The organism is Rathayibacter sp. AY1F6, assembly GCF_002932035.1.
Lineage (GTDB): Bacteria > Actinomycetota > Actinomycetes > Actinomycetales > Microbacteriaceae > Rathayibacter.
Window position 1 is genome coordinate 71,973 of sequence record NZ_PSVD01000006.1, and the last position, 13,785, is coordinate 85,757.

Below are 13,785 nucleotides of genomic sequence, written 5' to 3' on the forward strand. Positions count from 1 at the left end.
GACCGGGGGTTGCGTGGTCGCATATGTCTGCGTCCGATTGGACAAGCGTGCACGCCGGGCCCGGCTCCCGGACGGGCGCATTACACTCGTTCGGGATCATCGAATCGTTAGAGGAGCAATGGACGCAGTCGTGGAGACCACCGCCGTCGAGCGGGACGGGGCGTCGCCGACGACCCTCTCGCGCAAGGTGAAGGCCTTCGTCGCTCTGACGAAGCCGCGCGTGATCGAGCTGCTCCTCGTGGTGACTGCTCCGACGATGATCCTGGCGCAGGGCGGGATCCCGAATCTGCTGCTGGTCCTCAACGTCCTGATCGGCGGCGCCCTGAGCGCCGGGTCGGCGGGCGCGTTCAACTGCTACTTCGACCGCGACATCGACCGGATCATGAACCGGACGAAGAACCGGCCGCTCGTGACCGGGGAGATCTCGGACCGGTCCGCGCTCGTCTTCGCGACCACGATCGGCGTCCTGTCGATCGTCTGGCTCGGCCTCACGGCCAACTGGCTCTCCGCGGGCCTCTCGCTCGCCGCGATCCTGATCTACGTCGTGTTCTACACGCTCTTCCTCAAGCGCCGGACGCCGCAGAACATCGTGTGGGGCGGCATCGCGGGCTGCATGCCGGTGCTGATCGGCTGGGCGGCGGTCACCGGCTCGCTCGACTGGGCCCCCGTCATCCTCTTCTCCGTCATCTTCCTCTGGACGCCGCCGCACTACTGGCCGCTGTCGATGAAGTACAGGGACGACTACCAGGCCGCCGGCGTGCCGATGCTGGCCGTCGTGCGCGGACGCACGATCGTCGGGCTCCAGGTCATCCTCTACGCCTGGGCCACCGTCGCCTGCTCGCTCCTGCTGATCCCCGTCGCCGGCATGGGGGTGCTCTACACGGTGGTCGCGCTCGGCAGCGGAGTCTGGTTCATCGCCGAGACGCACCGCCTCTACAGCCTCGCGATCCGTCACGAGCACGTCTCGCCGATGCGGGTGTTCCACGGGTCCATCGGATACCTCACCCTGCTCTTCCTCGCCGTCGGCATCGACCCGCTGCTGCCCTTCTGATGCTGACGCCGTTCTCCTTGCTCGCCGAGCGGGTGACCCTCGGTACGCGCGCACTGCGCTGGGGGACCACCGCGGCGCTCGTCGCGAGCATCCTGATCATCTTCTTCGGGGGCGTCGTCCGGCTGACCGGCTCTGGCCTCGGCTGCCCCACCTGGCCGGCGTGCGAGCCGGGCTCGCTCACCTCGACCCCCGAGCTCGGGATCCACGGCTTCATCGAGTTCACGAACCGCGCGTTCACCGGCGTCCTCGTGGTCGCGGTGGGCTGGGCGATCACGGCCGCGCGTCTGCAGAAGCCGCGCGACCGCACCATGACCCGGCTCGCCTGGTCGCAGTTCTGGCTCGTCGTCGCGAACGCCCTCGCGGGCGGCGCGACCGTGCACTCGGGCCTCAACCCGTACATCGTGGCCGGGCACTTCGTTCTCGCCATCGCCCTCCTCACCACCACCGCACTGACGTGGCACCGCGCCCACCGCTCGCAGTCCGTGGCCTTCGAGCCGGACCGCGCGACGCGGGCGCTCAGCATCGGGCTCGTCGGCCTGACGCTCCTCGTGATCCTCGTGGGGACCCTCGTGACCGGGACCGGTCCGCACGCCGGCGACTCCGCGGAGGTGCCCCGCATGCAGTTCCACTGGGAGAGCGTGACCGTCGTGCACGGCGTGCTCGGCACAGCGATGCTCGTCGTGGGCGCCGCGCTGCTCCTGCGCCTGTCGCGGGCGGCGGGCTCGGAGCTCGCCCGGCGGCGCGTGATCGCCTTCCTCGTGGTCGTCGTGCTGCAGGCGCTGGTCGGGGTCGTGCAGTCGCTCACCGCGCTGCCCGAGACGCTCGTCGCGGTGCACCTCCTCGGCTCGGCGCTCGTCTGGGTCGGCGCGGTCCGCGTGCTGCTCGACGTGAACCCGAGGCTGTTCACCGTGCGCGCCCAGCGCCGGGACGCCGCCCAGGAGCTCCAGCCCGCCGCCTGACCGCGGGCTCCGGCTCGGCGGAGAGCAGGTGCCGCCGGAGGCGCAGGAGCACGCGGGGGAGCGCCCGCAGCGGGAGGTCGGCCGCGATCGCGCGGGCGAGAGGGCCGAACGCCCGCGCGGGTCCGGTCGGCAGGCCGGCGCCCACCAGTGCGGTCACGAGTCGTGCGGGGATCGGGGTCGATGCGTCGTTCGTCATGGCGGAACCGAATCACGGACCACCGACACCGGTATGGCCATGCGCGTCTGGAGGCACGTCACCGGTGCCCGGCCGACACCCAGGTGCGGAGGTTCCCCTGAACGGCGGACGCCGGTAGAATGAAAAGCTGGTCACGGTTCGACGCACCCTGCGCACGTGATCCGCACACGGCCCGATGGAGCGCCGACGCACACCTCCGGAATCCAGGGACGCACATCATCCGCTCCGCGCATCAGATCGATCGCGCGACCGGCCGGAGAGCACCCGCGGGCCACCCCCGGGGGAATGACTCCGGGACCCGACCGGTTAGCAGTGGGTAGGAAACGAGGTACACATGTCAGACATCCTGATCGACCGCCCCGAGCTCGAGAGCCTGGGCGTCTACGAGTTCGGCTGGTCCGACTCGGACTCCGCCGGAGCCTCCGCACGACGCGGCATCTCGCCCGAGGTCGTCTCCGACATCTCCGCGCTCAAGAACGAGCCCGCCTGGATGCGCGACCGCCGCATGAAGGCCCTGAAGCTCTTCGAGCGCAAGCCCATGCCGACGTGGGGCGCCGACCTGTCGGACATCGACTTCGACAACATCAAGTACTTCGTCCGCTCCACCGAGAAGCAGGCGCAGACCTGGGACGACCTCCCGGACGACATCAAGAACACGTACGAGAAGCTCGGCATCCCGGAGGCGGAGCGCCAGCGCCTCGTCGGCGGTGTCGCGGCCCAGTACGAGTCCGAGGTCGTCTACCACCAGATCCGCGAGGACCTGGAGGAGCAGGGCGTCATCTTCATGGACACCGACACCGCGCTGCGCGAGCACCCCGAGATCTTCGAGGAGTACTTCGGCACCGTCATCCCCGCGGGCGACAACAAGTTCGCGGCGCTGAACACCGCGGTCTGGTCCGGCGGCTCCTTCGTGTACGTCCCCAAGGGCGTCCACGTCGACATCCCGCTGCAGGCCTACTTCCGGATCAACACCGAGAACATGGGCCAGTTCGAGCGGACCCTGATCATCGCGGACGAGGATAGCTATGTCCACTACATCGAGGGCTGCACGGCTCCGATCTACAAGTCGGACTCGCTGCACTCGGCCGTGGTCGAGATCATCGTGAAGAAGAACGCCCGCGTGCGCTACACGACGATCCAGAACTGGTCGAACAACGTCTACAACCTCGTCACCAAGCGCGCGATCGCGCACGAGGGCGCGACGATGGAGTGGATCGACGGCAACATCGGCTCGAAGGTCACGATGAAGTACCCGTCGATCTTCCTGGTCGGCGAGCACGCCAAGGGCGAGACCCTCTCCGTCGCGTTCGCGGGCCCCGGCCAGCACCAGGACGCCGGCGCGAAGATGGTCCACATGGCGCCGTACACGCAGTCGTCGATCGTCTCGAAGTCGATCGCCCGCGGCGGCGGTCGCGCCGGATACCGCGGCGAGGTCCGGGTGGACGCGAACGCGCACCACTCGGCGAACACCGTGCGCTGCGACGCCCTCCTGGTCGACACCATCTCGCGCTCCGACACCTACCCGGCGATCGACATCCGTGTCGACGACGTGCAGCTCGGCCACGAGGCGACGGTGTCGAAGGTCAGCGAGGAGCAGCTCTTCTACCTGATGTCGCGCGGCCTGCCGGAGGACGAGGCGATGGCCATGATCGTCCGTGGCTTTATCGAGCCGATCGCGCGCGAGCTGCCCATGGAGTACGCCCTCGAGCTGAACAAGCTCATCGAGATGGGGATGGAGGGCAGCGTCGGTTGACGCCCGCCTCCCCCCTCGAAGGGGCGCCCGGACGGGGCGCCCCGCACCCATCGAAAGGAACCACCGCCAGATGACGGTCCCCACGAGCGCCGCGACCCCCGAGATCGACGGCGCGGCCGCCGCTGAGCGCCTGGGCATCAGCGCCCACTCCGACGGGGCGTTCACGCCCGTGCAGACGCGCTCCGAGCGCTTCGCGTCGGCCGACGTCGAGGCATTCGAGGCCGTCACCGGCCGCGAGATCGCCTGGAAGCTGACCCCCGTCGCCCGCCTCGGCGATCTCATCGACGGCGCGCTCGACGGCTCGCCCGTCCCCCTCGAGCACGCGGCGGTGGACGGTGTGGAGGTCTCGTGGGTCGGCCGCGACGACCAGCGGATCGGCACCGCCGGCCTCCCCGAGGACCGCGCCGCCGCGAACGCCTGGTCGAGCTTCGAGAAGGCCCTCGCCGTCCGCGTGACGGGAGAGGACGAGAAGGTCGCCACCCTCGTCCGCTCGGGCCTCGGCTCCGCACCCCGGGCCGCGCACACGATCATCGAGGCGGCGCCCTACGCCCGCGCCGTCGTCGTGCTGCAGAACGAGGGGGAGGCCTCCCTTGCGGAGAACGTGGAGATCCTCGTCGGCGAGGGCGCGCAACTCACCGTCGTCACCGTGCAGGAGTGGGCGGACGACGCCCGGCACCTGGCCAACCACTTCGTGCGGGTCGGACGCGACGCGAAGGTGAAGCACATCGTGGTCACCCTCGGCGGCTCCATCGTCCGGGTGAACCCCTCGGCGCACCTCGTCGAGCGCGGAGCGGACGGCGAGCTCTTCGGCCTGTACTTCGCCGACGGCGGCCAGCACCTCGAGCAGCAGGTGTACGTCGACCACGACGCCCCCGACACCCGCAGCCGCGTGACCTACAAGGGCGCGCTGCAGGGCGAGGGCGCGCGCACCGTCTGGATCGGCGACGTCCTGATCCGCAACAGCGCCACCGGCACCGACAGCTACGAGCAGAACCGCAACCTCGTCCTCTCGGACGGCACGCGCGCCGACTCCATCCCGAACCTCGAGATCGAGACCGGTGACATCGCCGGAGCGGGGCACGCCTCGGCGACCGGCCGCTTCGACGACGAGCAGCTCTTCTACCTGCAGTCCCGCGGCATCCGTGAGGACGAGGCGCGACGCCTGGTCGTGCGCGGGTTCCTCAGCGAGATCGTGCAGCAGATCAAGGTCGCCGAGCTCGAGGACCGCCTGCAGCTCGCGATCGAGGCGGAGCTCGCTGGCAGCGCCGGCCAGACCGGCTCCTCCCGCGGAGCGGCGGTCCCCGCATGAGCAACGCCGCGATGATCTGCTCGGTCTCCGAGCTGATCCCCAATCAGGCCATGCGGGTCGAGGTCGACGGAGTCGCGATCGCGGTCGTGCAGGACTCCGCCGGCGAGATCCACGCCATCGGCGACACCTGCACCCACGGCGAGATCTCGCTCTCCGAGGGCTTCGTCGAGGGCGACAGCCTCGAGTGCTGGGCGCACGGCTCCCAGTTCTCCCTCCGCACCGGCACCCCGCTGAACCTCCCGGCCTACGAGCCGGTCCCCGTCTTCGTCGTCGAGATCATCGACGGCGACGTCTACATCGACCCGACCGTCACGAAGGAAGTCTGAATGTCCGTTCTCCAGATCAGCGATCTCCACGTCAGTGTCGAGACCGAGCAGGGGACCAAGCAGATCCTCCGCGGTGTCGATCTCACCATCAACCAGGGTGAGATCCACGCGATCATGGGCCCCAACGGGTCCGGCAAGTCCACCCTCGCGTACACGATCGCGGGACACCCCAAGTACCACGTCGACGGCGGCTCGATCACCCTCGACGGCGTCGAGGTCCTCGACATGTCCGTCGACGAGCGCGCCCGCGCGGGCCTCTTCCTCGCCATGCAGTACCCGGTCGAGATCCCCGGTGTGACCAACACCAACTTCCTCCGCACCGCCAAGACCGCGATCGCCGGCGAGGCGCCCGCCATCCGCACGTGGACGAAGGACGTCAAGTCGGCGATGGCGAACCTCCGCATGGACTCGTCCTTCGCGGCGCGCAACGTCAACGAGGGCTTCTCGGGCGGCGAGAAGAAGCGCAACGAGATCCTCCAGCTCGAGCTGCTCGCCCCGCAGTTCGCCGTCCTCGACGAGACCGACTCCGGCCTGGACGTCGACGCGCTCAAGATCGTGTCGGAGGGCGTCAACCGCGCCCACCAGAGCACCGGTCTCGGCGTGCTGCTGATCACGCACTACACCCGGATCCTGCGCTACATCCAGCCCGACTTCGTCCACGTCTTCGTCGCCGGCCGCGTCGCCGAGCAGGGCGGCAAGGAGCTCGCCACCCGGCTCGAGGACGAGGGCTACGACCGCTTCCTGACCTCGGCGACGGTCTGATCATGGCGGTCACCACTCTCGAGCCGAAGCTCTTCGACCAGGTCGAGGAGGCCCTCAAGGACGTCATGGACCCCGAGCTCGGGGTCAACGTGGTCGACCTGGGACTCATCTACGACCTGGGCTGGGACGACGAGAACGACGCCCTCGTCATCCACATGACCCTCACCTCGGCGGGCTGCCCGCTGACCGACGTGCTCGAGGAGCAGACCGCCGAGTCGCTCGACGGCATCGTCGAGGCGTTCCGGATCAACTGGGTCTGGATGCCGCCGTGGGGTCCCGACCGGATCACCGAGGACGGGCGCGACATGATGCGCGCACTCGGCTTCTCGATCTAACCGCTGCACACCGACGCCGAAGGGCCGGGAGGAGTCGTCCTCCCGGCCCTTCGGCGTTCCTGTCGTCTTCAGCCGGTCGCAGTCCGTCGTGGAGCCGGAACGGCCGGGCGGGACGGCTCCGGAGTCCAGGGCCGTCGTCGTCCCCGCCGGTCGAGTCGGTGGAGTCTCCACCGAGGTCAAGTAGGAGGACCGGGCGGCTCGACCTCTGCCGGACGCCCGAAGGGCCGGGAGGAATCGTCCTCCCGGCCCTTCGGCGTCCGTGCGACCGCTCAGCGCGAGCGTCGCGAGAGCATCGCCCAGGTGGTGGGGAGCAGCGCGGCGGCGACCAGCGCCTTGAGCGCGTCGCCGACCAGGAAGGGCACGAGTCCCGCGGAGAGGACGGAGCCGAGGTCGGCGGGCAGCCCCAGCGAGGCGAGGGCGGCGGCCAGCCAGGGCAGACCGACGAGGTAGATGGTGGCGGTGCCGGCGAGGAAGGTCACCAGCGTGCCGACGACGCGACGGTCCCACTGCCGCTGAGCGAGCCATCCGGTGACGATCGACGCGAGGACGAAGCCGACGATGTAGCCGCCGGTGGGACCCGCGAGGACCGCCCAGCCGTGCGAGCCCTCGGTGAAGACCGGGGCGCCGAGAGCGCCGACGAGCGCGTACACGAGCATGGACAGCGCGCCGCGGAGCGCGCCGAGCGTCGTGCCGACCAGGAGGACCGCGAAGGTCTGGCCCGTGAAGGGGACCGGCCACATCGGGATGAACAGCTGCGCCATCGCTGCGGTGAGACCCGCACCCGCGAGCACCAGCAGGGCGTCGGTCGCGACGGAGCGGGTGACGAGCCGGTCGGCGAGGACCGGGCGCGTGAGGGCGGAAGAGGAAGGGGACATGGGTGATCTCCGAGAGTCCTGGTCGCCCGAGAGCGAGGAGCGAGCGCGTCCGCGGTGAGCGGACGTGGATCCGCCCCGCGGCTCAGGAAATATACTAGGGGGCTGCCGCATCGCGGCCCCTTGCCCCACTCCTCCCGAACCGAACGCCATTTCTTGGCGGGAACGGACAGCACTGTGCTCAGCGTGCACGACCTCGAACTCCGAGTCGGCGCCCGACTCCTGATGGAGAACGTCTCCTTCCGGGTGGGCGACGGCGACAAGGTCGGCCTCGTCGGCCGCAACGGGGCGGGGAAGACGACGCTGACCAAGGTCCTCGCGGGCGACCTCATCGCCTCGAAGGGCACGGTCGACCGCGGCGGCGAGATCGGCTACCTCCCCCAGGACCCGCGCTCCGGCGACCCGGAGCAGCTGGCGCGCACCCGCATCCTCGACGCCCGCGGGCTGGGGCAGCTGGTGCTCGGCATGCAGGAGGCGACGGTCGCGATGTCGAGCAGCGACACCTCCGTGAGCGAGGCCGGCATGAAGAAGTACGGCAACCTCACGGATCGCTTCCTCTCCCTGGGCGGATACGCGGCTGAGGCGGAGGCCGCGTCGATCGCGAGCAACCTCAACCTCCCCGACCGGATCCTCGACCAGCCGCTCAAGACGCTCTCCGGTGGCCAGCGGCGCCGCATCGAGCTCGCGCGCATCCTCTTCTCCGACGCGAGCACGCTGATCCTCGACGAGCCGACGAACCACCTCGACGCCGACTCCGTCGTCTGGCTCCGCGAGTTCCTCAAGAACTACCGCGGCGGCTTCATCGTGATCAGCCACGACATCGAGCTGGTCGGCGAGACCGTGAACCGCGTCTTCTACCTCGACGCCAACCGCCAGGTCATCGACGTCTACAACATGAACTGGAAGAACTACCAGCGCCAGCGCGCCGCCGACGAGGAGCGCCGCAAGAAGGAGCGGGTCAACGTCGAGAAGAAGGCCGGCGCCCTCCAGCTGCAGGCCGCGAAGTTCGGCGCGAAGGCCTCGAAGGCCGCAGCGGCGCACCAGATGGTCGCGCGGGCCGAGCGCATGCTCAGCGGGCTCGAGGAGGTCCGCGCGGTCGATCGCGTCGCGAAGCTCCGGTTCCCGACCCCGTCCGCCTGCGGTCGCACCCCTCTGCAGGCTCAGAACCTGTCGAAGAGCTACGGCTCGCTCGAGATCTTCACCGCCGTCGACCTCGCGATCGACCGCGGCTCCAAGGTCGTCATCCTGGGGCTCAACGGAGCGGGCAAGACGACGCTCCTGCGCATCCTGGGCGGTGTCGACCAGCCCGACACCGGAGTGATCGAGGCCGGGCACGGCCTCCGGATCGGCTACTACGCGCAGGAGCACGAGACGATCGACGTCAAGCGCTCGGTGCTCGAGAACATGGTCTCCTCCAGCCCGAACCTCACCGAGACCGAGGCCCGCCGGGTCCTGGGCTCGTTCCTGTTCACCGGCGACGACTCGCACAAGCCGGCCGGGGTCCTCTCCGGCGGGGAGAAGACCCGTCTCGCCCTGGCGATGATCGTGGTCTCGGGCGCGAACGTGCTCCTGCTCGACGAGCCCACCAACAACCTCGACCCCGCGAGCCGCGAGGAGATCCTCGACGCGCTCGCGCACTACGAGGGCGCGGTCGTCCTGGTCAGCCACGACGAGGGAGCCGTCGAGGCGCTGAACCCCGAGCGCGTCCTGATCATGCCGGAGGGCACCGAGGACCACTGGGCGGCCGACTACCTCGACCTGATCACGCTCGCCTAGCGGGCGTCGAGCAGCTCGTCCTCGACCTCGGAGTCGCTGCGGCCGCGGCGTCGGCGGCGCTCCTCGCGCCGCTCCTCGGCCGCGACGACCTCGGGGTCGTCGGCGTTGCGGATGCGGTACTCGTGGCGGATCGCCCAGCCGAGCCCGCCGAAGCCCATGACGGCGAACAGCACCCACTGGACGGCGTAGCTGATGTGCAGGCCCTCGTCGGCGACCGGCTTGATCGCGGCCAGCGGGGGAGCGTCGACCGGCGCCGGCGCCTCGGCGACCAGCAGGCCGTACGCCGAGGTCCGCAGGGGCTCGTCCAGCTGCGCCGACAGGTCGTCGAGCTGGATCGTGGCGATCTGGCCGGCCGGTGCGGAGCGTCCGTCGATCCGTCCCTCCGCGGGCTTCAGGCGGGCGACGACGGTCACCTCCCCCTCGGGCGGCGCGGGGATCGCGTCGGGGGAGTCCTGCGTCGAGCCGACGGGGACCCAGCCGCGGTCGACGACGAACACGCTGCCGTCGTCGAGCCGCAGCGGCGTCAGGATCTCGAAGCCGGGATTGCCGTTGTAGGGCCGGTTGCGGACGAGGGTCTGCCCCTGCGTCTCGTAGAAGCCGGTGACCTCGACCGGGCGGTACTCGAGCGCATCGTCCCACGCGGAGTCGGCGGGGAGCAGCCCGTCGAGCGCGACCGGGTCGGCGGTCCAGTTCGCGGTGACCAGCCGGTTGGTCGAGGCGGCCTGGTCGAGCCGCGCGACCTGCCAACGCGAGAGCAGCACACAGGCGACGGCGAAGACGATCACGAGCGCGAGGTAGCCGAACCAGCGTCGCGAGAAGACGAAACGCCAGGAGGGACGGGGCGCGTCGCCGCTCATCGTTCCGCTCCGCGATCGACCGTGTAGAGCGGCTTCACCTCGAGCGGGAAGTCGCGGGCGAGGAGGAACTCGCGCAGGAACTCCCGGTGCTCGCCGCAGGCCAGCCAGGTCTTCCGACGGTCCTCTGCGTGGATCCTCGGGTTCCGCCACTCGATCGCGAACGTCGCCGTCCGCGGGCAGCCCGCTCGGGAGCAGGTGTGCGCGTCGGGGACCCGGCCGAGCGGGATCACGGCCGATCTCCCCGCGGGTCGCCGCCCTCGGGGCCGGTGGGCGCCTCGGAATCGGGGGCCGGGGCGGGAGACGGAGCCGGCGGGACCGGCCGGGAGAGGACGATCGCACCCGGCCGCTCGACGTTGCCGCGCTCGCCCGCACTGCCGACGTTGGCCAGCACGACGGCGAAGTAGGGCAGGACCACGGCGCCGATGGCGAAGAACAGCAGCCACCAGCCGTGGGCGAAGAGCAGGCAGATGACGCAGAGCATCCTGATGCCCATGGCGATCGAGTACTTGATCGCGCGGGAGCGCCGCTCGGCGCTCGGCGACGGCGGTAGGGAGGTGAGTGTCTCGCGTGGTTTCACAGCCCTGCAAGCCTACGTCGCGGCGGTCGGGTGCAGGCCGGGAGGGCCTCATCCCGGAATCTGTTGCGCGACGCGCCTCTAGGATGTACGGGTCGCCCGGCGCCGCACGAGCGCCGGCAGGAGGGACACCATGACCACGCCGCGCACCGTCCTCGTCACCGGGGGCAACCGGGGGATCGGCTTCGCCATCGCCCAGGAGTTCGTGGCCGCCGGTCACCGGGTCGCCGTGACCGCGCGCTCGGGCTCCGGTCCGGAGGGCTCCCTCACCGTCGTCGCGGACGTGACCGACGCCGCCTCCATCGACGCCGCGTTCACGCAGGTCGAGGCCGAGCTGGGCCCGGTCGAGATCCTGGTGGCGAACGCGGGCATCACCCGCGACACCCTGCTGCTGCGCATGACGGAGGAGGACTTCACGTCCGTCGTCGACACGAACCTCACCGGGGCGTTCCGCGTCGTCAAGCGCGCATCGAAGGGGATGCTCAAGCAGCGCTTCGGCCGCGTCGTCCTCATCTCCAGCGTGGTCGGCCTCTACGGGTCGCCGGGCCAGATCAACTACTCCTCGTCGAAGGCCGCCCTCGTGGGCTTCGCCCGCTCGCTGACCCGCGAGCTCGGCGCCCGCAACATCACCGCCAACGTCGTCGCTCCCGGCTTCATCGAGACCGACATGACCGCGGAGCTCTCGCCGGAGCAGCAGGCGGAGTACCGGAAGAGCATCCCGCTCGCCCGCTACGGCACCGCTGCCGAGGTCGCGAAGGTCACGCGCTGGCTGGCCGGCGACGAGGCGGCGTACATCTCGGGTGCCGTGATCCCGGTCGACGGCGGCCTCGGGATGGGCCACTGACCGATAAGCCCTGGGCTTATATCCGACGGATATAAGCTCTAGGCTTATGCGATGACCTCCTCAGATGTCGTCGCCGTGCTCCTGGACCTGGTGACCTCCCGCTCCCTCGTCGACCGGGCGGGTGCTCAGCGCGAGATCGAGCGGGGCTTCGCCGAGGTGGAGGCCGCGGTCCCGGCGATCCAGCCCCTGCACCCGACGGTCGGCGACGAGTTCCAGGCGATCTACCCCTCTGTCCACGCCGCGCTCCGAGCGACGCTGCAGGCGCGCCTCTCGCTCCCGGCCGGCGTCGACTGCCGCGCCGGCATCGGCCTGGGCGAGGTGCGGGTGGTCGGGTCGGGGATCGCCGGGGACCTCGAGGACGGGTCCGGCTGGTGGCACGCCCGCGAGGCCATCGATCGCGCCCACGCGCTCGAGGACGGTGCCGTGCCCACGGCCCGCGGATGGTTCGTCGCCGGGGACGCCGACGGGGACTCCGGCGAGGCGGCGGTCAACGCCTACCTCCTCTCCCGCGACGCCCTGGTCGGAGCGCTCAGCGCGCGCGATCGCCGGCTCGTGCTGGGGAGCCTGCGCGGAGCGTCGCAGAAGGAGCTGGGCGAGCAGGAGTCGATCTCGCAGCCCGCCGTCTCGCAGGCGCTGCGGCGTGCGGGAGCGGGCGCCCTCCTCGCCGGCGCGCGCCTGCTGGAGGAGACGTGCTGACGGCGCTGCTGCTCGCCGTGATCGGCCTCGGCGACCTCGCGCGCACGCACCTCCGCCGCCGTGGGGCCCTCCTCGCGATCCCCGTGCTCGCCGCCGCAGCCGTGACCGCAGCGCTCCTCGTCGGAGCCCCGCCGCTCGGTGCGGCGATCGTCGTCGTCCTGGCCGGAGCCTGGCTGCTGACGACCACGACCGTCGAGAACGCGCGGCCGCCCGGGGGTCTGCGTCCGGCCGTCGCCCTCGTCGCGGCGGTCCTGGTGCTGACCGCTGTCGACCGCGCCGCTGGCGTCCCGACGGGGCCGCTCGCGCCGACAACCGTCGCGAACACGCTCCCTCCGATCGAGCAGCTCGCTCTGGCGGTCGGAGCCGGGCTCTTCCTGCTGGAGAGCGGCAACGTGATCGTGCGGGCGGCGCTGTTCCGCGAGCTCCCGCAGGCCGAGCCCGCGCCGCGTCCACGCTGGAGCGAGCGGTTCGCGCGTCGGGAGCCGGCCGACGCCCGCCTGCCGGACCTCCAGGGCGGGCGCACGATCGGACCGCTGGAGCGGCTGCTGATCGCCGGCCTCACGCTCGCCGGAGCCATCGGCCTCGCCGGTGCCGTGCTCGCGGCCAAGGGGATCGTGCGCTTCCCCGAGATCTCCCGCGACGGCGGCAGCGGCGAGAAGGCGGAGTACTTCCTGGTGGGCTCGCTCGTCAGCTGGGCGCTGGCGCTCGGCTGCGCCGGACTCGTCGCGATCGCGGGCCGCTGACGCCCCTGAGGGCGGGGGAGGCGGGCCTCAGCCGCGGAGGCCGAGGACGGGCAGCAGCTGCGACAGGTCGAGGCCGCCGACGACGAGGTCGGCGCGCTCGCGCACCAGGGGCTTGGCGTTGAAGGCGACCGCGAGGGAGGCGACCGCCATCATCTCCAGGTCGTTCGCACCGTCGCCGACGGCGATCGTGCGCTGCGGCGGGACGCCCGAGACCGCCGCCCACTCGCGGAGCGCCTCCGCCTTGGCCGCGGCGTCGATGACCGCCCCGTCGACCGCTCCGGTCAGCAGGCCGCCCCCGCAGCAGAGGCGGTTGGCCCGGACGAAGTCGAGGCCGAGCGCACCGGCGACCGGGTCGAGGACCTCGTGGAACCCTCCGGACACCACTCCGATGCGGCCGCCGGCGGAGTGGACGCCGGCCACGAGCTCGGCGGCGCCGGGCGTGACGCGGACGCCCGAGCTCACACCGGGGAGCACCGACTCCGGGACCCCGGCGAGAGTGGCGACCCGCTCGCGGAGGCTCTCGCCGAAGTCGAGCTCGCCGCGCATCGCCCGCTCCGTGACGGCGGCGACGCGCTCCTCGGAGCCGGCGTGCACCGCGAGGAGCTCGATCACCTCGTCCTGGAGGAGGGTGGAGTCCGCGTCGAGGACGACGAGGAAGCGGGCAGGCGTCGCAGGACGCTCACTCATGGGCCGGTCCGATCGGTCGGGTGGGCGCGCCGGGGCGCAGAGCTC

General features: G+C 71.1%; 16 protein-coding genes. 11 read left to right on the forward strand and 5 right to left on the reverse strand.

Going from position 1 to position 13,785, the window contains the following annotated elements; genetic code table 11:
* The first annotated feature begins 118 nt into the window (after positions 1-118).
* From C5C44_RS07550 to C5C44_RS07580, 7 genes are all read left to right on the forward strand, one after another.
* Positions 119-1,051, forward strand: a complete 933-nt coding sequence (locus C5C44_RS07550) for a heme o synthase (protein ID WP_104232635.1) — start codon at positions 119-121, stop codon at positions 1,049-1,051.
* Between the two features lie 32 nt (positions 1,052-1,083).
* Complete coding sequence (locus C5C44_RS07555; protein ID WP_258066687.1) at positions 1,084-2,010, forward strand: heme A synthase; 927 nt, start codon at positions 1,084-1,086, stop codon at positions 2,008-2,010.
* 530 nt (positions 2,011-2,540) lie between these two features.
* Entirely contained in the window at positions 2,541-3,959 is a 1,419-nt protein-coding gene (gene sufB / locus C5C44_RS07560; protein WP_104221933.1) for a Fe-S cluster assembly protein SufB, read from the forward strand.
* Between the two features lie 70 nt (positions 3,960-4,029).
* Positions 4,030-5,268, forward strand: coding sequence for a Fe-S cluster assembly protein SufD (sufD, locus tag C5C44_RS07565; protein ID WP_104335620.1), 1,239 nt, complete (start codon positions 4,030-4,032; stop codon positions 5,266-5,268).
* Entirely contained in the window at positions 5,265-5,594 is a 330-nt protein-coding gene (locus C5C44_RS07570; protein WP_077222834.1) for a non-heme iron oxygenase ferredoxin subunit, read from the forward strand. Before sufD ends, C5C44_RS07570 begins: the two co-directional genes overlap by 4 nt.
* The gene (gene sufC / locus C5C44_RS07575) at positions 5,595-6,356 is read left to right on the forward strand and encodes a Fe-S cluster assembly ATPase SufC (protein WP_104221937.1); all 762 of its coding nucleotides are present in this window, start codon (positions 5,595-5,597) and stop codon (positions 6,354-6,356) included.
* A gap of 2 nt (positions 6,357-6,358) precedes the next feature.
* On the forward strand, positions 6,359-6,691 hold the full coding sequence (locus C5C44_RS07580) for a metal-sulfur cluster assembly factor (protein WP_104221939.1): 333 nt from the start codon (positions 6,359-6,361) through the stop codon (positions 6,689-6,691).
* Between the two features lie 269 nt (positions 6,692-6,960).
* On the opposite strand, the gene C5C44_RS07585 is transcribed toward C5C44_RS07580, so the two are convergent.
* Positions 6,961-7,566: a biotin transporter BioY gene (locus tag C5C44_RS07585; protein ID WP_104335621.1), complete on the reverse strand. Its 606-nt coding sequence runs from the start codon at positions 7,564-7,566 to the stop codon at positions 6,961-6,963.
* Positions 7,567-7,740: 174 nt separating this feature from the next.
* Here C5C44_RS07585 and C5C44_RS07590 point away from each other — a divergent pair, with 174 nt between their 5' ends.
* A complete protein-coding gene (locus tag C5C44_RS07590; RefSeq protein WP_104335622.1) occupies positions 7,741-9,339 on the forward strand; it encodes an ABC-F family ATP-binding cassette domain-containing protein in 1,599 nt (532 codons plus the stop codon).
* Here the strand turns inward: C5C44_RS07590 and C5C44_RS07595 are convergent.
* Genes C5C44_RS07595 through C5C44_RS07605 form a run of 3 tightly spaced genes read right to left on the reverse strand, consistent with a single transcriptional unit; the run spans position 9,336 to position 10,773 of the window.
* Entirely contained in the window at positions 9,336-10,196 is an 861-nt protein-coding gene (locus C5C44_RS07595; RefSeq protein ID WP_104335623.1) for an SURF1 family protein, read from the reverse strand. The genes C5C44_RS07590 and C5C44_RS07595 overlap by 4 nt on opposite strands.
* Entirely contained in the window at positions 10,193-10,426 is a 234-nt protein-coding gene (locus C5C44_RS07600; RefSeq protein ID WP_104335624.1) for a hypothetical protein, read from the reverse strand. The genes C5C44_RS07595 and C5C44_RS07600 overlap by 4 nt, the downstream gene beginning before the upstream one ends.
* Positions 10,423-10,773, reverse strand: a complete 351-nt coding sequence (locus C5C44_RS07605; protein WP_104335625.1) for a DUF3099 domain-containing protein — start codon at positions 10,771-10,773, stop codon at positions 10,423-10,425. The genes C5C44_RS07600 and C5C44_RS07605 overlap by 4 nt, the downstream gene beginning before the upstream one ends.
* 130 nt (positions 10,774-10,903) lie before the next feature.
* Between C5C44_RS07605 and C5C44_RS07610 the strand changes: the two genes are divergently transcribed.
* Genes C5C44_RS07610 through C5C44_RS07620 form a run of 3 tightly spaced genes read left to right on the forward strand, consistent with a single transcriptional unit; the run spans position 10,904 to position 13,053 of the window.
* Positions 10,904-11,614 (forward strand): beta-ketoacyl-ACP reductase, encoded by a 711-nt coding sequence (locus C5C44_RS07610; RefSeq protein ID WP_104225284.1) that lies wholly within the window; start codon positions 10,904-10,906, stop codon positions 11,612-11,614.
* Between the two features lie 51 nt (positions 11,615-11,665).
* The gene (locus C5C44_RS07615; RefSeq protein WP_104335626.1) at positions 11,666-12,310 is read left to right on the forward strand and encodes a SatD family protein; all 645 of its coding nucleotides are present in this window, start codon (positions 11,666-11,668) and stop codon (positions 12,308-12,310) included.
* The gene (locus tag C5C44_RS07620) at positions 12,304-13,053 is read left to right on the forward strand and encodes a hypothetical protein (RefSeq protein WP_104221956.1); all 750 of its coding nucleotides are present in this window, start codon (positions 12,304-12,306) and stop codon (positions 13,051-13,053) included. The genes C5C44_RS07615 and C5C44_RS07620 overlap by 7 nt, the downstream gene beginning before the upstream one ends.
* A 27-nt stretch (positions 13,054-13,080) precedes the next feature.
* Here C5C44_RS07620 and serB read toward each other — a convergent pair whose 3' ends face one another.
* The gene (gene serB, locus C5C44_RS07625; RefSeq protein WP_104221958.1) at positions 13,081-13,740 is read right to left on the reverse strand and encodes a phosphoserine phosphatase SerB; all 660 of its coding nucleotides are present in this window, start codon (positions 13,738-13,740) and stop codon (positions 13,081-13,083) included.
* Between the last annotated feature and the right edge of the window lie 45 nt (positions 13,741-13,785).